Origin of the sequence: Natronogracilivirga saccharolytica (assembly GCF_017921895.1) — a bacterium.
GTDB lineage: Bacteria > Bacteroidota > Rhodothermia > Balneolales > Natronogracilivirgulaceae > Natronogracilivirga > Natronogracilivirga saccharolytica.
This window is the reverse complement of record NZ_JAFIDN010000013.1, coordinates 1-19,210: the sequence shown is the minus strand read 5'-3', so window position 1 is coordinate 19,210 and position 19,210 is coordinate 1. Positions and strand designations below refer to the sequence as shown.

General features: G+C 47.8%; 17 protein-coding genes. 5 read left to right on the top strand and 12 right to left on the bottom strand.

Translation table 11 applies throughout. The features are described 5' to 3' along the window. Positions 1-36: 36 nt before the first annotated feature. Positions 37-1,479, bottom strand: coding sequence for a Fe-S cluster assembly protein SufB (sufB, locus tag NATSA_RS13595; protein WP_210513156.1), 1,443 nt, complete (start codon positions 1,477-1,479; stop codon positions 37-39). A 421-nt stretch (positions 1,480-1,900) separates the two neighbouring features. Here sufB and NATSA_RS13590 point away from each other — a divergent pair, with 421 nt between their 5' ends. Further along, positions 1,901-3,259: an alpha-amylase family glycosyl hydrolase gene (locus tag NATSA_RS13590; RefSeq protein WP_210513155.1), complete on the top strand. Its 1,359-nt coding sequence runs from the start codon at positions 1,901-1,903 to the stop codon at positions 3,257-3,259. Here NATSA_RS13590 and pta read toward each other — a convergent pair. The 5 genes from pta to NATSA_RS13565 form a co-directional block, all read right to left on the bottom strand. Beyond that, entirely contained in the window at positions 3,250-4,242 is a 993-nt protein-coding gene (gene pta / locus NATSA_RS13585) for a phosphate acetyltransferase (protein ID WP_210513154.1), read from the bottom strand. The two genes, NATSA_RS13590 and pta, sit on opposite strands and share 10 nt — an antisense overlap. A gap of 107 nt (positions 4,243-4,349) precedes the next feature. Then, the gene (locus NATSA_RS13580; protein WP_210513153.1) at positions 4,350-6,242 is read right to left on the bottom strand and encodes a hypothetical protein; all 1,893 of its coding nucleotides are present in this window, start codon (positions 6,240-6,242) and stop codon (positions 4,350-4,352) included. A 15-nt stretch (positions 6,243-6,257) separates the two neighbouring features. After that, positions 6,258-7,481: an acetate/propionate family kinase gene (locus NATSA_RS13575; protein WP_210513152.1), complete on the bottom strand. Its 1,224-nt coding sequence runs from the start codon at positions 7,479-7,481 to the stop codon at positions 6,258-6,260. Between the two features lie 149 nt (positions 7,482-7,630). Continuing rightward, complete coding sequence (locus NATSA_RS13570) at positions 7,631-8,995, bottom strand: hypothetical protein (protein WP_210513151.1); 1,365 nt, start codon at positions 8,993-8,995, stop codon at positions 7,631-7,633. Between the two features lie 44 nt (positions 8,996-9,039). Beyond that, positions 9,040-9,498, bottom strand: a complete 459-nt coding sequence (locus NATSA_RS13565; RefSeq protein WP_210513150.1) for an NUDIX domain-containing protein — start codon at positions 9,496-9,498, stop codon at positions 9,040-9,042. Between the two features lie 187 nt (positions 9,499-9,685). Here NATSA_RS13565 and NATSA_RS13560 point away from each other — a divergent pair, with 187 nt between their 5' ends. Then, a complete protein-coding gene (locus tag NATSA_RS13560; RefSeq protein WP_210513149.1) occupies positions 9,686-10,045 on the top strand; it encodes a DUF2914 domain-containing protein in 360 nt (119 codons plus the stop codon). Here the strand turns inward: NATSA_RS13560 and NATSA_RS13555 are convergent, their stop codons facing one another. The 5 genes from NATSA_RS13555 to greA all read right to left on the bottom strand — a co-directional run bounded on the left by NATSA_RS13555 (position 10,046) and on the right by greA (position 15,285). Next, entirely contained in the window at positions 10,046-10,477 is a 432-nt protein-coding gene (locus NATSA_RS13555) for an SxtJ family membrane protein (protein ID WP_210513148.1), read from the bottom strand. A 31-nt stretch (positions 10,478-10,508) separates the two neighbouring features. Continuing rightward, positions 10,509-12,341 (bottom strand): carbamoyltransferase family protein, encoded by a 1,833-nt coding sequence (locus NATSA_RS13550; protein ID WP_210513147.1) that lies wholly within the window; start codon positions 12,339-12,341, stop codon positions 10,509-10,511. Beyond that, a complete protein-coding gene (locus NATSA_RS13545) occupies positions 12,331-13,275 on the bottom strand; it encodes a UDP-glucuronic acid decarboxylase family protein (RefSeq protein WP_210513146.1) in 945 nt (314 codons plus the stop codon). The genes NATSA_RS13550 and NATSA_RS13545 overlap by 11 nt, the downstream gene beginning before the upstream one ends. Beyond that, positions 13,268-14,614: a UDP-glucose dehydrogenase family protein gene (locus tag NATSA_RS13540; protein ID WP_210513145.1), complete on the bottom strand. Its 1,347-nt coding sequence runs from the start codon at positions 14,612-14,614 to the stop codon at positions 13,268-13,270. Before NATSA_RS13540 ends, NATSA_RS13545 begins: the two co-directional genes overlap by 8 nt. 191 nt (positions 14,615-14,805) lie before the next feature. Beyond that, on the bottom strand, positions 14,806-15,285 hold the full coding sequence (gene greA, locus NATSA_RS13535; RefSeq protein ID WP_210513222.1) for a transcription elongation factor GreA: 480 nt from the start codon (positions 15,283-15,285) through the stop codon (positions 14,806-14,808). Positions 15,286-15,473: 188 nt separating this feature from the next. On the opposite strand from greA, the gene NATSA_RS13530 reads away from it, so the two are divergent. The 3 genes from NATSA_RS13530 (at position 15,474) to udk (ending at position 18,104) form a co-directional block, all read left to right on the top strand. Next, entirely contained in the window at positions 15,474-16,019 is a 546-nt protein-coding gene (locus NATSA_RS13530; protein ID WP_210513144.1) for a TrmH family RNA methyltransferase, read from the top strand. Between the two features lie 105 nt (positions 16,020-16,124). Continuing rightward, complete coding sequence (locus NATSA_RS13525; RefSeq protein ID WP_210513143.1) at positions 16,125-17,444, top strand: N-acetylmuramoyl-L-alanine amidase family protein; 1,320 nt, start codon at positions 16,125-16,127, stop codon at positions 17,442-17,444. Between the two features lie 39 nt (positions 17,445-17,483). Beyond that, a complete protein-coding gene (gene udk / locus NATSA_RS13520; protein WP_210513142.1) occupies positions 17,484-18,104 on the top strand; it encodes a uridine kinase in 621 nt (206 codons plus the stop codon). Positions 18,105-18,156: 52 nt separating this feature from the next. Here udk and NATSA_RS13515 read toward each other — a convergent pair whose 3' ends face one another. Beyond that, entirely contained in the window at positions 18,157-18,954 is a 798-nt protein-coding gene (locus NATSA_RS13515; RefSeq protein ID WP_210513141.1) for a type III pantothenate kinase, read from the bottom strand. Positions 18,955-19,210: the final 256 nt, after the last annotated feature.

Sequence of the window (19,210 nt, the reverse complement as noted above, 5' to 3'; positions counted from 1 at the left end):
AGACAATTCCGGAGTTAAACCGGAAGGCTGAATCCATCAGCCCACACTGCCTTCGAGCTTGATGCCGAGAAGTTTGATTGCTTCCACTGCAAATTCCATCGGCAACTCTTTGAAAACTTCTTTGCAAAACCCGTTAATAATCATTGAGACCGCGTTTTCTTCGTCGAGTCCGCGTTGCTGCAGATAAAAAATCTGGTCCTCTCCGATTTTTGATGTCGTTGCCTCGTGCTCAACGCTGGAGCTGTTGTTTCCGGCTTCCAGGTAAGGGAATGTATGGGCCCCGCACCGATCGCCGATCAGCATGGAATCACATACCGAGTAATTTCGGGAATTCGTGGCTTTCGGACTGATTTTTACCAGACCGCGGTAACTGTTTTGTGATTTGCCGGCGGCAATTCCCTTGGATATGATGGTACTGTTGGTGTTTTTCCCGAGATGGATCATCTTTGTGCCGGTATCGGCTTCCATCTTGTCATTGGTTACAGCCACCGAATAAAATTCACCAATGGAGTTGTCTCCCTTCATGATGACACTGGGATACTTCCAGGTGATAGCGGAACCGGTTTCGACCTGCGTCCAGGAAATCTTGGAGTTGACGCCCTTGCAAAGGCCCCGCTTTGTCACAAAATTGTAAATTCCGCCGACACCTTCTTCATTGCCGGCATACCAGTTCTGCACAGTGGAATATCTGATCTGGGCATTGTCAAGAGCGACCAGTTCCACTACGGCAGCATGAAGCTGATTGCTGCTGAACTGGGGAGCGGTGCAGCCTTCCAGATAACTGACATAGCTGTCATCTTCAGCTATAATGAGTGTACGTTCAAACTGGCCTGACTCTTCATTGTTGATACGGAAGTATGTCGAAAGCTCCATGGGGCTTACAACACCTTTCGGTACATACACAAACGATCCGTCGGAAAACACAGCCGAGTTCATGGCCGCAAAGAAATTGTCATTATACGGAACAACAGAGCCCATGTATTTTTTGACCAGCTCAGGATACTCCTTTACAGCCTCGGAGATGGAGCAGAAAATGACCCCTGCTTCGGCAAGCTTTTCCTTGAATGTTGTCGCTACGGACACACTGTCAAAAACAGCATCCACGGCCACGCCGGCAAGCATTTTCTGTTCCGATATAGGAATTCCGAGTTTCTCGTATGTCTCCAGAATCTCCGGATCGACTTCATCAAGACTGTTCAGCTGGGGCTTTTTCTTGGGCGACGAATAAAACTGAATTTTGTCATAGTTGATTTTGGGATACTTGATATTGGCCCAGAGAGGGTCTTTCATGGTTTTCCAGTTCCGGTACGCTTTCAGACGGAACTCGCGCATGAAATCCGGCTCTTCCTTAATGTCGGAAATCATGTTTACGATATCCTCATTTAGTCCCTTCGGGAAGTAGTCGTACTCAACATTAGTCTTGAATCCGTATTTGTACGGCTGTTTAACCAGATTCTCTATGGTTTGGGTATCACTCATAACGGAAAGAAAATTTGAATTTTTAGCTGTGACTCTGCTGTACGATTAACAGCGGCCGGATGTGTGACAGTAAAAAAACTGCGGTTTGTCGGAACATAATGCAGTTCGGCATTGCTGATTATATCAGTGCCTGTGCCATACATTGCATTCAACCACGCTGACCCCTGCAGAAGTTCCTTATTTTTAACAAATCTAAATATAAGGTTTATAACGGGCGAAACCGAATAAAATTAGCTCCCGGGCTTTACCGCCCTGGCAAACACAAATGCTTAAGTAAGCGCTTTCATTTTTACATTGTGTTGTATAATTTCAGTTGAAGTTTCAATAATGCACGAAAGCCGGGCGATGCATAAATGCAGCCCCGGCAGTCTCATATTATTTATCTGACTACCAATAAATCTAACTCATACATATTATGATCATGCATAGCCGTCAGTTACTCCTGCTTCTGGCAGGCATCTTTCTTTTCTCTTCCTGTGCACCGGAAGAAGAAGCTGATTACCCCTCACCTCCCCCTACACCTGAATGGGCTGAAAATGCCACCATATACGAGGTGAACGTCCGCCAGTATACCGAAGAGGGAACATTTGAAGCATTTGCCGAACATCTTCCCAGGCTTCAGGAAATGGGCGTGGACATTTTGTGGCTGATGCCGATTCATCCCATCGGAGAAAAGGAGCGAAAGGGTGAACTGGGCAGTTACTATTCCGTTTACGATTACTATGACGTCAACCCCGAATTTGGTGACCACAACGATTTTCGCAAACTCGTCGAAAAAATCCATGACAAGGATATGTATATCATCCTGGACTGGGTAGCCAACCACACTGCCTGGGATGCTGTCTGGACCGAATCGCATCCGGAATTATACGAACGGGATGACGAAGGCAACTTTATCATTCCCCCGGACACTGACTGGACCGATGTGATTCAGCTGGATTATGACAATCCCGAAACACATGAGATGATGCACGACGCCCTGCAGTTCTGGGTGGAAGAGTACAACATCGACGGCTACCGGGCCGATGTTGCCGATCTGGTTCCAACAGCTTTCTGGAATGAAGCCCGTTACCGGCTGGAGCAGATCAAACCTGTCTTCATGCTTGCGGAAGCCGAGACATCCGAACATCACGAACATGCATTTGACATGTCTTACGGCTGGGAAACCCATCACATGATGAATGAGATTGCTGCGGGAAATGTCACACTTGACGAGTTTGAAGAGCACCTGCAGGAAAACCGGGACCGGTTCCCGGATCATGCCTACCGGATGCAGTTCACTTCAAATCATGACGAAAACAGCTGGAACGGAACCGTTTTCGAGCGTTACGGTGATGGAGCCGAGACATTTGCCGTTCTGGCCGCTACCATTCCGGGCATGCCGCTTGTATACAGCGGACAAGAAGCTGCCATGGACAAGCGGCTCGAGTTTTTCGAAAAAGATCCCATCGAATGGGGCGATTATCCCCTGCTCAATTTCTACACCCGCCTGCTGCACCTGAACCGGGATAACGAAGCCCTGTTCAACGGCATTCACGGAGGTGATTTGGTTCGGCTGGAAACCACAGCAGATGACAACATTTTCGCATTCTATCGCCAGAAAGGCGACAATATGGTTTTCGTGATCCTCAATCTCAGTGATGAAGAGGTCTCGTTTGATATCGAGTCCGCGGAAATCGCAGCCGTTTATACCGAGCTTTTCAGTGATGAAGAAGTCGAGATGGCTGCCATGGAATCATGGACGTTCGAGCCCTGGGAATACAAGGTCTATTACTTCTGATCCGCATCGGCCATCAGAGCTGTTACACATGAAGTGTTCACAATGTCTTCCCAGTTGCACCCGCGTGACAAATCATTCATAGGTTTGTCCAGGCCCTGAATCACAGGGCCTGTTGCGGTTGCGCCCGCAAGTCGTTCCGTGATCTTGTAAGCGATGTTGCCGGCATCAAGATTGGGAAATATATATACGTTGGCCTTGCCGGCCACACTGGAGTCCGGGGCTTTTCTTTTTGCTACTGATGCGACATAAGCCGTATCAAACTGCAGCTCACCGTCAATATCAAGATCCGGCTTTTTTTCCGCAGCAATCTTGGTTGCATTTGCCACCATTTCGCTCCGCTCATGTTTGGCACTTCCCAGTGTTGAGAAAGACAACATGGCTACCATCGGTTCCTCATCTGTCAAAGCCTTGTGTGTTAGTGCCGAGTCAATGGCTATGCTGGCAAGTTGCTGTTCATCCGGATAGGGAACAACGGCACAGTCTCCATAGGTGAAAACCTGCCCGTCCATGGTACTCATAAGAAAAATACTGGAAACAATATTGGATCCGGGTTTCAGGCCGATACCCTGAATAGCCGCACGCAAAACATCTCCGGTGGTATTGTCCGCACCTGCCACAGCCCCGTCGGCATCACCGGATGCAACCATCAGCGATGAATAGTAGAGCGGCTGCCGGGCCACTTCAAGTGCCTGATCCCTGGTTATCCCCTTATGCTTACGTTTTTCATAATAAAGATCAGCATAGCGGTCAAGCTGTTCACCGTCCTTAATCTCAGAATAAAGGATGGTATCCGGAAGTCTGACCGACTCGGTTGCCGCAAAATGCCGGATTTCCTTCTCCGGCCCTACCAGAATAACGTCAGCAAGTTTGTTGTCAGCCAGAAATGCAGCAGCTTTGATCGTTCTCAAATCCTCCGTTTCACAGAGTACAATTTTTTTCCTGATCAAACCCGACCTGTACCGTATCCGACTAATGATATCCATAAAGTTTTATGTTTGTGTTTGAAAAATAGCTTCTGTAAGTCTTTTCTATTTGGCAGCCTCACCGCAATTAAATTCGTGTTGTTCTTTGCAGATCAAAACTAATGCAATTATTCCAATGATTCCATATCGGCCTGCTCATCTTCCCCGCCCTCCGGTTCAGAAGTGTCCGGTATCAGAATCAGATCCCTGTTGCCGAAAAACAACGGATTCTGGGACCTGTCGTGCAGCCGCCGGGATGTAAACGGAACATTTCTTTCCAGATAATCACTTATCTCACCCGCAGTACGAAATCCATCCTGAATGGATTTGAAGAAATACCAGGTAAATAAATCATAAGGATACTGAACCCGGTCATTCGGTCCCGAGTATGGCCCTGAAATCTCACCGGGTTCGGATGCCCAGAACAGCGCTGTATTTTCCCGGCCACCGGTCAATTTGCGGGACAGTTCGTCAACTGCCTGATCCCTGCCTCGGATTTCACCGGATACTTCCTGGCCAAATACAGATGCCCTCGACCAATCCGTGTCCATAACAATAAGTGATGACCTTGTGTGCAAAGCACCGATTGCATCCGCCAGAGCCTCAAATGAAACGTACCGCTCTTCTCTGTCACCCGGATCATAATCTACAGGCAGCAGAAAAAGGCTGTCTTCTTCATCCGTAAACGCATGGCCATAATAATAAAAATAGAAATCGGACTCCTCCGCAGACAGATGGCGTCCGCCAATTTTCAGCGAATCACCATCATCAATAAACTGCAGCATGTCATCTCTGGACATATCCTCAAGGATAACAATATTATCGGAGTAGAGTCCGGCGGCATCGCGGAAATAGCTTGCCGCCAGTTCTGCAACCCGGTCGGCATGGGGTAAAATTCTGACGGGATCTTCATAGGTGCCGTTGGCGATAATGACAGCAATGGCATCAGGATTTGTTCTCTGATTGTCAGGGAGATTTCTCTCCACTTCAAGATCTCCAAATACAGGTCTGTCTGACTGAACTACCAGATGGTCGCTTTCCGTCACATCCGCAACCCGCCATACCCGGCTGACCTTTTCTTTTTGGATATAGGCAGCCTCACCGCTTTTGAGAATACGAAACCAACCGTCATTCAGATCCGTCAGGAAAGGAAATCTGCTTTCAGCACCTGCATGGCGGATGATATTGTTGCTGATCAGCGCGGGTGAAGACCTGACAGGAACATCAGAGGAGTCGGTGACAACAAATTCCTGCATAAAATCAGAAACCGGGATACGCGAGCGGAACCGATGCTCTTCATAAGAAACCGTGATATCAAGGGAAAGCGTATCCCCGGCATCCAGCTGCTGCAGACCGGACTTTTCAGGGATATTTACGGCAAGGCGGTTTTCTTCAAAAGCCAGATTTTCATCCGAAACCAGGACGCTGTCTCCCCTGTGGATGGATAATGTGGCAGCGGCATCTTCCGGAAGTTCTGCGGGGATGGTATCATGTTCAACTATTGTACCGGTTTTTTGCAGCTGCCGCTTCTCTCCGGCCGGCCGTGCCTCTCCGACCGGCTTCATGCTGAAATACGATGCGAGTCCGATGCTGAGCGCAGCTGAGTTCAATAACGCCCGGTCTCTTGTGGAAAGCTTGTCCGCATCGATAACGGATGTATTGGCCAGATAAAGTCCGATCCCCATTCCCGTCATTCCAAGTGCGAGATAACCGTAACGGGGCCTGTACTGCTGAATGTACCTTCTGGAGATCAGATGTTCATTGTATTCTGCTTTCGTAGACAGCAGAAAATCAAGCTCCAGAACCGGGTTCTGGGGACTAGGAGCACCGGATTGCTGGAAGTAGACTGAGTCGGATACTACCGTACGGGAGTCGTAATCTCTGGCCGTCTCATCATCTACCACCCATGAAGTGGTCGTACATCCGGCAAAGAAAAAAATCAGCAGAACTGCTGCAACGGGAAACCCATTCCGGTAAAAACCGGAGCAGTCCGGCATACTATTGAATTCGATATCTTGCAAGAGCTGTAAAGGTGCTCAGATCCACGGTGACTGTTTGTAAGCAGTGGCAATTTTTGCTGCATCTATAGCAATTACCAACTCCTCATTGGTTGGTATAACGTAGACATCGACTTCTGAGTTGTCTGTGCTGATTTTTCGTTCACCGGTCAGTGATGCATCGCGGTTTTTGTCATGATCCAGCTCAACCCCCATGGCGTCCAGGTTCTTAAGTGCTCCTTCGCGGATATCAGGCGAGTTCTCGCCGATCCCTGCGGTGAAAATAAGGGCATTGCACCCATTCATAACGGCATAATAGGAGCCGATAAACTGCCGGATCCGGTAACAGAAGCTTGAAACGGCCTGGGCACAGCGCTTGTCCCCGTTTTTGGCCTCTTCCAGCAGATCCTGCATATCACTGGCATACCCGCTCATCCCAAGCAGGCCGCTGTGTCTGTTAAGCAGTGCATGCAGATTATTCAGTGAAAGCTCTTCCTTTTCAACCAGATAAAAAAGTATGGACGGGTCAATATCTCCGCTCCTGGTTCCCATTATAAGTCCTGACAACGGTGTAAAACCCATACTTGTATCAACTGAATCTCCGTTTTTTATAGCCGCTATGGATGAGCCGTTGCCAAGGTGACAGGTGATCAGCTTGCTGTCATCGGGACCCTTGCCCGTAATCCTGTAATATCTGCGGCTTACGAAATAATGAGAGGTGCCGTGGAAACCGTATTTTCTTATGCGGTATTTACGGTACATCCGGTTGGGAATGCCATACAGATAGGCATCGGGTGACAGGGTCTGATGGAAAGCGGTATCAAACACTGCGACATGGGGCACATCGGGAAGATGCTTTCGGGCGGCCTCGATACCTGAAAGGTTTGGAGGATTGTGCAGTGGTGCCAGGTCAATGGCCTGTTCAATTGCTTCAATAACCGATTCATCAATAAGAACGGAATCTTTGAAAGACTCGCCGCCATGGACCACCCGGTGTCCCACGGCTTTGATGTCATCAACTGACCCGACGAGCTTGTTTTCCTTGTCCAGTATAAAGTCCATGACAGCCTTCAGGGCCTGGTTATGATCCTCAATGACTGTCGTCTCTTTTACCGGCTTCTGGTCAACGATATGATGTTTTACAATGGATGTGACTGCCCCGATCCGCTCCACAGAACCGACACAAACATGATCTTCTTTTTCTGTTTCAATTAGCTGATATTTTACCGAAGAGCTTCCGCAGTTAATGACGAGTACTAGCATAGCTGAAATGATTTATAAAAAAGATGAAATGATCATGACCGGCTGAAATCCGGACACACATGAGCATGATTAAAAACGGTCATGGGATAACATGTGACGATATAAATCCAAACATTTAAACAGATGAAATTGCATTAAGGAAATAAACACTAAAACCGGAACTGAGAACCAACGCCAAGTACGTGTCGAATATCGAAATTGTCTTCATCTCCGGGCACTTCCGAAACCCAGAAAGGTATCTCATAACGTATGAAAAAGCCGCGGTCACGGCCAAGATAGTCGGGTATATTGAATGACAGCATAAAACCTGCTCCTGTATTCAAAAGCAACTGCTGCCACTCCGGCTTGCCCGCATCACCGGTAAGTGCATTTTCTGCATCGCTTTGATACATCAATCCTGCATCTGTAAATAAGTAGGACTCCAGACGCAGCACATCACCAAGATAAGGGATTTTGGCAAAATATGTGTTTATTGGATTGGGATAGTAGAAGTCAAGGTTCATGGCGATTGCGTGTTGTACCCAGCCCATCACTCCGGCTTCTCTGGAATCGGTTGTCTGCATGGTATAACCTCGCAATGCGGGACCGCCGGCAACATGCACCCAACCTGAGCGGACCCAGTCTACAGGAATGGTACCCTTTGCTCTGGTCAGCGGCGACCGCAGCTGATCAAATGATGCTGCTTCCGATACCGAATATCGCAGCTCCGGAGGTACAGCATCCGATGAAAACCCTCCGAACAGTCTGGTCCGGACAGAAAACCCGGCCGGCATGCTGATATGCTGCAGCAGCTCAAGCTGTGCCTGGCCAAACAGCCCTTCTGTGCCAAGGGCTTCCGGGTGGCCGCCTGACTCATACGCAAAATTGATAAACGGATCATCTGTGTCAGCAGGCAAACCTGCAGTTGCAGTCAACGATGCTGTCCACCGTCCAAGTAAGTTCCTGTCCCGTTTTTTTGCATTAGTACGGAAATACAAAACGGGTGACTCCTGCCATAGTTCTTCATAAAGCAAGTAATCATGGTCGAACCGGTAATATAAACCTGCAAATCCCTCAAGTTCGAAAGTTTCATATTCGTCAAAACCGGGCTGCCAGCGTTTACTCAGACCCGCTTCATGCCTGTGAACGCCGGTTCGAATGGAGCTGCGCAAATGTATGGCCCCCTCGTTCTGGGGGCTGCTTATTCTTTCAACAGGATGTGCGTAATTAAACATGTAGGAAACAGGCGTATCGGGAATCCGGGTACCGAGCCAGACTCCTGCATTGATCCGGTGTGGTCCGTCAAGGAAAGTCCTCGGGTCTTCACCCCGGAACCGCAGGCCCACGATCACTCCGTCGACAGAGTTGAACCAAACATCGGGCGCAACACCTACCTCGTAACTATCCGTGCTGATAAGCTGCGCTTGTGATGAAACCGGCATGTATGCACAAACCAGCAGCGCCAGGGCTGCTGGTATCAGAGAGGGTAAAAAGGTCTTTGATTTCAAATCGGATTTCCAGAATTGCTTTGTCATTACCATGTAATTGCGATAGTCAGTAGTTTTTCAACATTAAATAGTTACTGCGGCACATTGATTTTCCACTCCGGTAAAACTTCGCCGGTAGTCAAGATATCATGAATCAGTTGTATAAGGCGAGCCTGTTCCGGCCATTTAAGAATTTTTTTTGCCTCCGGAGCGGAAACCCATTTGTAACTTTGATGCTCATGATTTAATCTTATGTCAGATTGACCGGTTATTCCGGCAGCAAACGCGGCTATGTGATGAATGGTATCGGTATTGTGATCATAAAATTGATTAATTTGCGGCACAACCCAGAAATCATGTACATTGCAACCTGTTTCTTCTCCTAATTCCCTCAAAGCTGCCGATGAACGATGCTCACCCGGATTCACTTTTCCACCGATCATCCTCCACTGCCCGGCGTACATCGCAGATTCGGCGCGTTTGAATATCAAAAACCGGACATCTTCCTGTATCTGCCTGTATGGATAAACATCGACCAATTTTAATGACATTATGCTCTTAAATAAATGTTGTTTGAACCGTTCTGACTATTCTGCTGATTATGTTAACCGGCTTTCGTTTCCGCTGCTGTGTCTCTTCCTTGTTTCCGTTATTTCAATAACTGCCTTAAACAATCCGGAAACAGTGTCAGGTTCATCTGCCGGCAAAGTGAAATTATCCCATTTTGGAATGAATTCCATGGAAAATTATTCTGATCCCGGTTCATTAGAGAATGAAGACACCCTGTTTGTAAAGGAGTTTCTGCTGGCAGAGGATGTAATTGAGCGGGAACCGGTGGAAGTGGTAGAATCATACAGCATGGCTGACTCCAGAGCCTGGTGCTTTGCCCGGATTCACAACAATGATGAAATGCAGGATCTCTTTTTCAAATGGTATCATGAGGATGAACTCTATTTTGAAATGAACAGTAAAATCGGGATCTCTCCGAACTGGCGCACCTACTCTTCCGTTGGTCTTCAGCCGGGCAACTGGCGGGTTGAACTGCAGGATGAGCAGGGCAATGTTCTCGAAGAAATTGAATTTGTTGTCAGTGAATAGTCAATACTGCTTCTTCATCCGGTCCGGCCGCGGGTCGTCATCCCGGATCACCCAGTAAGTAGCTTTTTCAGCATCCGGTTTCAGGCCAAGCAAGTCTTTTGTCCCGAAATGCCTTCTTATAAATCCGACCGGGGTAATCATCAGATAGAATACAACAGTAATGATGATACGGGTGACGATCGTACCCAATACAAGCGCGATCAGCATCCAAATGATATACGGATAACGAAGCATTTGCGGCGCTGTCAGACCCGCAAGCAGAAAAAGTACTCCTGCAAGCGACACGATTATGGCCGTGCGGACAAGTTCCCAGTCCTGAAACCAGGTTATAATCACAGGCACTATCAGGCCCAGCATGACAGCCATGACCCATCCGAACTGCCTGAGGACGTTTCTGTTTATTGTTATTTCACTGAGCAGTTTTTTGAACATAATCCGGTTATGCTTTACGGAGTCAGAAAACTTAATCGGGTTGAAGTGATGCCATGGTCTTCTCAGGATCAGCCAGGCGGTCTTTGTCTTTCTTTTCAATTATAAACCGATCCATGACAAGGACATCCATATCCGTGCGCATAAAACAGCGCCATGCATCCTCGGGAGTGCAGACAACAGGCTCTCCGCGGACATTAAAACTGGTGTTAATGATAACCGGACACCCCGTAAGCCTGGCAAATGACGTGATCAGCCCATGGTATCTGGGATGGGTTTTGCTGTTGACAGTCTGAATACGCGCCGATCCGTCAACATGGGTGATTGCCGGCAGTTCCGAACGAACCTGATGCAGTTTGTCGAGTCCAGTGACCGATTCGTCTACCGGTTTGCGGATATCGTCAGCAACATCAGCAACCAGTAGCATGTACGGACTGGGTTCAGCAAGCTTGAAATAGTTTTGAACCTCTTCCTCGGCAACACTTGGTGCGAACGGACGGAAGCTTTCCCGGTATTTGATTTTCAGATTGAGTGTTTTTTGCATGGATTCCGAGCGGGGGTCACCAAGAATGGAGCGTCCGCCAAGTGCTCTGGGACCAAACTCCATGGGGCCCTGAAACCAGCCGACCACCTTCCCGCCTGCCAGATGTGCGGCAGTTTTTTCAAGCAGTTGCGGCTCTTCGTGGGGATGATCAGCAATTCCGGCGTAATCCGGAACAGACCTGAGAAATTCTGCAATGTCGTTCGTCCCAAATGAAGGTCCGAGAAAAGTACCCTTCATGGCATCCGGCCGGGTAACCTTACGCGGTTTTTTGAAATAACGGTGCCAGCCCAGAAATGCCGCACCGGCCGACCCGCCCGCATCTCCGGATGCAGGCTGAATCCATAACTTCTCACAAATTCCCTCCCTGAGGATGCGGCCGTTGCCAACACAATTCAATGCAACACCACCGGCAAGGCAGAGGTTGCGGCTGCCGGTAACGTTCACGGCATACCTGGCCATCCGTACCATAATTTCTTCCGTAACGTATTGAACAGAAGCCGCCAGATCCATCTCACGTTGTGTCAGCGGTGATTCCGGTTTGCGGTGCGGGCCTCCGAAGAGTCTGGAAAACCGTCTGTTTGTCATGGTGAGCCCGGGGCCATAGCCAAAGTAGTCCATATTCATCCGGAAAGAGCCGTCCTCCCGCAAATCAATTAATTCGCTGAGAATAACATCCTTGTATTTCGGCTTTCCGTAAGGTGCCAGTCCCATCACCTTGTATTCACCGGAATTAACACGAAACCCCGTGAAATAGGTAAATGCGGAGTAAAGCAGCCCAAGGGAGTGGGGAAAGTGCAACTCGCGGTTCAAAGTAATTGTGTTTCCCCGGCCGTGACCGATGGAACTGGTAGCCCACTCGCCTACACCATCCATCGTGAGAATTGCTGCTTCTTCAAAAGGTGAAGGATAAAAAGCGGATGCCGCGTGGGACTCATGGTGCTCCGGAAACAACAGTTCTCCTTCAAATCCCAGCTCGGAACGAATATGGTCGGATATCCACAGTTTTTGCTTTATCCACACAGGCAGGGCTTTCCAGGCGCTTCGAATGCCGGAAGGAGCGTATGCCAGATACGTTTCAAGTATGCGCTCAAACTTCAGAAAGGGTTTGTCATAAAAGACAACGGCATCGATGTCTTTTATTGTGATACCGTTTTTTTCAAGACACCATGCAATGGCATTGGAAGGAAAGTTCTGGTCGTGTTTGATACGGGTAAATCTCTCCTCCTGTGCTGCGGACACCAGTTCACCATTGGTCAGCAGAGCTGCGGCGGCATCATGGTAGTAACATGAAATGCCGAGGATATGAACGGAGTCACCTGCCATTCAGATGCGTTTTAAAGTAGTCCAGGGTACGGTCAAGCCCGTTATTCCTGTCGACTACCGGCTCCCAGTCCAGTAAATTTCTGGCCAGGGATATATCGGGCTGCCGGACATTGGGATCACCCTGCGGCAAATCTGTGTGTTTAATGGGGCTGCTGCTTCCGGTGCGCCTGATTATTTCGTTTGCAAGTTCGTTGATGGTTATTTCATCAGGGTTGCCAAGATTCACCGGTTCGGCATGGTCTGTTTTGCACAGTCTGATGATCCCTTCCACAATATCATCAACATAACAGAATGAACGCGTTTGAGAACCGTCCCCGTAGACCGTCAGCGGTTCATTTTGCAGTGCCTGGGTAATGAAGTTTGGAAGCACGCGGCCGTCATCCATACGCATATAAGGACCATATGTATTGAATATGCGTGCAATATGGGTCTGAATATCATGGTTGCGATGATAGGCCATGACCAGTGCTTCGGCAAACCGTTTGGCCTCATCGTACACGCCGCGCAAACCAACCGGATCGACATTGCCGTAGTAGGTTTCTTTTTGGGGATGTTCCAGCGGATCTCCGTAGACTTCGCTTGTTGAAGCAAGCAGGAACCGTGCACTTTTCTCTTTTGCCAGACCAAGTGCCTTGTGAGTCCCGAGAGAACCGACTTTAAGTGTCTGTATCGGCAGGTTCAGGTAATCCACAGGGGAAGCCGGTGAGGCAAAGTGAAGAATCAGATCTACCTTGCCGGGTACATAGAGATACTCGGTAACGTTATATTTTATGAAAGTAAACCTGTCATTTCCGAAAAAATGACCGAGATTGTCGAGATTTCCGGTTGACAAATTATCGATACAAACCACCTCTGCACCCTCTTCAATAAACCGGGCACACAGATGAGAGCCGATAAATCCGGCACCTCCCGTAATCACTATGCGGTCAGGCATTGGTTACTTTCCGGTTGACATTCACACCACGCCGCCCGACACTGAAGTAGGTAATGTTGAGCTCTTCCATCCGCTCAAGATCGTAAAGGTTGCGTCCGTCAAATATCACCGGTTCTTTCATAAGTTTGATAAAGTTGTCAAAATCGGGACGGCGGAATTCATTCCACTCAGTACTGATGATGAGTGCATCAACATCTTGCAGTGCCGATGTCTGATCTTCGACATAATCTATCTGAGAGCTTATTTCTTCTCCAACAGCGGCAGGAAATGTTTTGCGGGCTTCGGGGTCATAAGCTTTCACGTGTGCACCCAGCCCGATAAGTGCCTGAATGATATAGATTGCCGGAGCTTCACGTACGTCATCGGTCTCAGGCTTGAATGTCAGGCCCCAGACACCAAAGGTTCGTCCTTTTACCTGACCGTTGTAAAACTTTTTTATCTTTTCAACTATGGACAGCTTTTGGGAATCATTGACTTTTTGGACGGCATCAAGAATCCGGAAATTGTAGTCGTTTTCTTTGGCCGTGTAATGAAGGGCCTGGACATCTTTCGGGAAACAGCTGCCTCCAAATCCGATTCCGGCAAAAAGAAAACGCTTGCCGATTCGCGAATCGGTTCCGATACCCCTTCGGACATGATCAACATTCGCCCCAACTCTCTCACAAATATTGGCGATTTCATTCATGAATGTGATTTTTGTTGCCAGGAAGCCGTTTGCCGCATATTTCGTCATTTCCGAGCTGCGCTCGTCCATGATGATGATGGGGTTTCCACTGCGAACGAACGGATCATACAACTCTTTCATGAGTTCTGCGGCTCGGTCACTGGATGTTCCGATCACAACGCGTTCGGGTTTCTGGAAGTCATTGACGGCAGCACCTTCCCTGAGGAATTCAGGGTTGGAAACCACATCAAACGGGACACTTGTTCGTGATTCTATAGTCAGGCGCACCTTGTCGGCAGTTCCCACCGGTACGGTACTTTTATTCACAATTACCTTATAATCATCTATCAAGTCACCGATTTGTTCTGCAACTTTAACTACGGCACTTAAATCGGCCTGACCGTCGGCACCGGGCGGTGTAGGCAGACAAAGGAACAATATATCAGACTGCTTTACAGCCTCTGAAAGATCATCGGTAAAAGTGATTCGTTTCTCACGAATCGCTCTCTTAAAGAGCGTCTCAAGACCCGGCTCATAGATTGGCACCTCACCCTGACGAAGCAGATCCAGTTTGTCCGGGTTATTATCCACACAAATAACATGATTTCCTGAGTCGGCAAAACAGGTTCCTGTGACCAGTCCGACATAACCGGTTCCGATGACAGCTATTTTCATAACAATATTATTTTAGATGACTTTAGTTGACTGAAGTTAGATTGAACAGCAAAGCAATTACGTGCTGGTCCTGTATCGGGCATTACATTTCTGTCCGGATACTTCATTGTAAACGGCAGTATTGCATGATAATAAATTTTCATGAATAAGCGATGAGTCCCGGAAGCGATTTGGTTATCTGATCCGGTTTTTCAGGCCTGACGCTCAATCTCCCGGATTTCCAGCTCGAGGGTTCCGGCCGGGACTTTTACTTTAACGGTGTCGCCTTTGCTTTTTCCCATCAAAGCTTTGCCAATAGGCGAATCTACCGAGATCTTCCCCTTGTTGAAATCTGCTTCATCCTTTGATACCAGGGTGTACTGCATCTCTTTCCGGGTCTTCCGGTTGAATATAGTGACTGTGGAAAGAATGTAAACCCTGGAGTCATCCATATTCTTTTCATCCAGAATCCGGGAATTGGCCATAATATTTTCAAGCTCGGATATCCGGGCTTCCATTTTGCCCTGGGCTTCCTTGGCTGCATCATATTCGGCGTTTTCACTGAGATCACCATGGGAACGGGCCTCATCAATCTGTTTGGCAATCTCCTTTCTGCCGCGGGTAACCAGATCCCTGAGTTCATCTTTCAGTTTGTTGTACCCTTCTTTGGAAAGATAATTTACCTTCACGATACTCCTTTGTTTGAGTTTACTGTTAGATTCAACATTGACAGGCATACCCAAAATAAAAAAGACCCGATTGCAAATGCGTGCAGCAATATGCAACGGGCCGGAAAAAACATATTTTGGTAAAAATCCTGATGCTTTCTATAACTGTTAAAAATACGCTAAAATTCGAAAAATAAAAAACAGCATGTTATATGCCATCTGAAGGAATCCGCAGAAAAACCACACGTGAAATTTATAACAGCAACAAGGACCGGACTCCGCCGGCAGCCATGCCGGATCTTGTTTTATGGCTTCACAACATCAGAAGCATGCACAACGTCGGGTCCGCTTTTCGCACAGCTGATGCTTTTGCCATCAAACACCTTTTTTTGTCCGGCTACACCCCGTTCCCTCCCCGCCCTGAAATAAGCAAAACAGCCCTGGGTGCTGATCAGACCGTTTCATGGAGCCATGAAGCTGATCCGGACACATTTGTCAAATGGTGTAACGAAAACAATTACCTGCTTGCCGGGATGGAGCAAACGCATCAAAGCCGGCTCTTGTCTGATTATAAACCGCAAAAAGATATCCCTGTCTGCATTCTTTTCGGCAATGAGGTGACAGGCATCGACCAACAGCTGCTGAATCAGTGCAACACATTGCTGGAGATACCGCAGTACGGAAAAAAACATTCGTTCAACATCTCGGTCAGCATCGGAATCACGTTATACCATTTTCTTTTATCATATTTGCCTTGAAAGCATAATTAGCCGTATTTTTATCGAAAACAAAAGGATTCCATGTTGTCACTCCGGAGCACTCTGCACAACATTTCTGGGCGCACATCAGGCCGGACAGCAACAATGTCCGTACCTCTGGTAACACTGGCATTAATTACCGCACTTCTGCTTACAGCACTTCTGCCGGTTATGAGCCAGGTTGCTATCGCTTCCTCACCTCTTGACAGGGTATCCACTGTAGAGCGTTCAGACGGACTTGGCTACGTCGTCCGGTTTCACATGGCCAGCAAACCCGACTCCTTTTTTGTCTGGCAGCCCAACCCGAAACTGATTCAACTTGCCTTGTACAAGGACGGCATCAGGACGGACGAAATTCAGACAGGCAACAACAACGAGGTATTCGAAAATTTTTTCTATCAGGATATTGAAGGGGGAATCGGAGCGGACATCTACCTGAGCGAAGATGTTTACATGATCGCAGATGCTTACATGGACGCCAACGGACGTGATCTGCTCATAGGCCTGACCGAGGCATCTCCGAATGATTTGGACGTCTTGACCGACGGTCTGTACCCCATTTTCTGGGATGATCTGATTTATGATGTGGATACCAGTCCGGACATTGCGCTTAACGGCTGGGATGAATCGGATGCCGATGTCGCCCCGGAGCGGCAACTTGACAGGGACGCATTCGATCTCGCTCCATCCGAACTGAGCGAGTCATATCTCCGGCTCAACCGTATCGTTATCGATGCCGGACACGGCGGCAGGGACCCCGGGGCAATAGGCTACCGGGGAACCAAGGAAAAAGATGTTGCTCTTTCCGTAGCCCTCAAGGTGGGAGAGTACATCGAAAAATATCTGCCTGAAATCGAAGTGATATACACACGTGAAGACGATACCTTTATTCCCCTGCAGGAGCGCGGGCAAATAGCCAACCGGGCTGAAGCCGATCTGTTTGTATCCGTACACGCCAATGCCAACAGAAACCGGCATACACACGGTACCGAAATATATTTTCTGGGGATGCACCGGAGCCGCGAAGCATTTGAGGTAATGAAAAAAGAAAACAGTGCCATCCGGTTTGAAGAAGAGGACGAACGCTCCGAAACGCTTACACCGGAACAGCTTGCCGTTTACGAGTTGTCCAACATTGGCTTCATGGCCAGCAGTGAAATGCTTGCGGGAAAAATGGACAAGCAGTTTTCAGAACGTGCAAAGCGACGGTCACTTGGTGTCAAACAGGCGGGATTCATCGTGCTGTACCATGCCTCCATGCCATCCATTCTTGTAGAACTCGGATATATTACAAATCCGCAGGAAGAGCAGTTTCTCAGCAGCGAATATGGACAGAACATTATGGCCTCTGCCATTTTCCGTTCCATACGTGACTATAAAGAGCGGCTGGAACGGGACCGCAACCGGGAAACCAGCGCCAACTGACCCTGAATTATTTACGCAAAAAAGTATTAACACCATCAAATGGACAAACCCTTGATAATCGGTGTCGCGGGAGGAAGCGGATCCGGTAAAACGACAGTAATACAGCACATTGTGCAACATATTGGAGAGGAAAACCTTTCGCTCATAGCTCATGATGCCTACTACAGAGATCTGAAGCACCTTTCTTTTGAAGAACGCGCCAGACAAAATTTTGATCATCCTGCATCCCTTGAAACCGAGCTGCTGATCCGCCATATCAAGGCGCTGAGTTCCGGCTACAGCATCGATTGCCCGATTTATGATTTTGCCAATCACATACGTAAAGATGTAGCCCTCACGATAACACCGAAAAAAATCATTCTGGTGGATGGCATTCTCATTTTCTACGAAAAAGAACTTCGCCGGCTGATGGATATAAAACTGTTTGTGGATACCGATGATGATGTGCGCCTGCTGCGCCGGCTCAGAAGGGATATTACCGAACGCAAGCGATCCATTGAAGGCGTTCTGGATCAGTACGAAAAATTTGTCCGCCCCATGCACCTGGAATTTGTGGAACCGACCAAACGCTACGCAGATATTATCATCCCGCATGGCGGAGAAAACCAGGTAGCCCTTGAAATGGTCAATGCGCTGATTTTTGACAAGATCAGAGACTGATTTTCTTTTCTGCTATCATTCTGATTGATCAAAAATGCAATACTTAGAATGATCACTTACCCAAATATATCCGCATACCTTCAAAAACCAGATACGGGTTATGAGTCACTTTGAAAGAAGAATGATCCCGTATAAATCCCGCATCCCCACCGGTCACCCATATCAGGGTTTGCGGATAATGGTTCAGGATTTTTTCCACATGTGCATTCCATGCGTGGATGAATGAACCATATGTTCCCGTTTGAATAGCTTTTTCTGTTGTATCAGGTATTGCAGCATCCGGCAGATGAAGACGGGTTTCAAACAGATTTTCGGCCCCGGAATTGATCGTATCAGACATCATCCTAAGTCCGGGCATGATAACGCCTCCGGCAAAGACTCCCGATTCGTTCATAAAATCTATGGTGCAGGCTGTACCGGCATCTGTCACAAGTACTCCCCCGGAATGACGACCGTATTGCCTGCTCAGGTTCAGGGCACCTGCACATGCAAAAAAACGGTCCATACCGAGTGTTTTGGGTGTTTTGTAGCTGCAGTTATGCTTTGACAAAACGGAATGATCCAGAACAGTCACAGCAGCATTTTTTTGCAAATTGCCATCGCGGAGAAGCGTTGCCAGGCGACTGTTGTTCCTGACAGACACAAGTACAATTCTGGTATACCGCCCAATTTCACCGGAAAAAAAAACTTCCAGCTCCTGCTGCTCCCAACGGAAACGTCCGACGAGATTCCAGTTACTTCCTCCGCGGGCTGCATTATCCGGATCAACTGCACCTATTCCCGTTTCCGGCGGATAATACTCCGCCATCTTTACAAACGTGTTGCCCGCATCGATAAATAGTGTCGGCATATTATGCTTTGAATCGTTTGAATTTCAGCTGCAATTGCTGATAATTACGTTAATCATTTATAAAGACATTGAACTGTGGCATTTTCTATGCAACAATATAGATTACATCAGGATCAATTAATATCTTAAATCATAAGTGTCCATTAAAAATATAGTGTTGTTCTTTGAACTTATTGATAGTTAACGCTTTAAAAGCTTTTTAGTGCGGTGACGATTTGAATTGATTAGGTTTACTTCAAAAACGAGTAACCATGAA